This is a genomic window from Neisseria sp. 74A18, assembly GCF_001308005.1.
Classification (GTDB): domain Bacteria; phylum Pseudomonadota; class Gammaproteobacteria; order Burkholderiales; family Neisseriaceae; genus Neisseria; species Neisseria dumasiana.
Map to the genome: position 1 here is coordinate 1 of NZ_LGZA01000081.1, position 660 is coordinate 660.

At 51.5% G+C, this 660-nt stretch carries 1 pseudogene; it reads right to left on the bottom strand.

Going from position 1 to position 660, the window contains the following annotated elements:
- Nucleotides 1-660 (bottom strand): annotated as a pseudogene (locus AKG43_RS13010) (sel1 repeat family protein); the annotation flags it as partial.

Sequence of the window (660 nt, forward strand, 5' to 3'; positions counted from 1 at the left end):
CTCCAACCGGAATTCATGTGTTTCTTCATGGTCAATCCAAGCCACCTTTTCAGCCAATACGAATTGTGCGTCTCTACTGCCCATATCGGCGGCTTTGCGTAAAAAAGCCAGTTCGCTGTCCGGCGGTGCGGAAACGCCGTAGCCGTCTTCGATATAGCCTTTGAGCAGGTAATAGGCGGTGGCGGGGAGTTGTTTTTGCAACAGTTTATTGAGCTGATGCACTTCGATTTCCGCTTCTATCTCAGGTACTTGTGTCCAACCGTCGCTGAGAATGAATTGCAGGCGCACATTGGCTTTATAGTCGCCGTTGGCGGCGGCGATGCGGTAATAGGGCAGCAGGTTGTCCCAAAAACCGTCGCCGCGTTCGCCCGGCCACATATGGTTCAAATCGCGGTGCAGCGCATAATGATAGAGCTGCTGGGTTTCTTCGGATAAAGGCGGCCGCTGTTCGCGTACGCAGGTAAATTCGAGGTTTCGTTTGATTTCTTCGATGTTGTTCATGGTTTCCCTTTTTGCTTGCAGCCGCTCAAACCAGTTGGGTTTGTTGTAGCAGAAATCCGGTTTGTATTGCCCGGTGCCGCCCATATCGATACAGGCAATCCATCGGTAGGCCATATAGAGGGCCAAGCCGATAAGGGCGATAACGGACAATGTGATTTT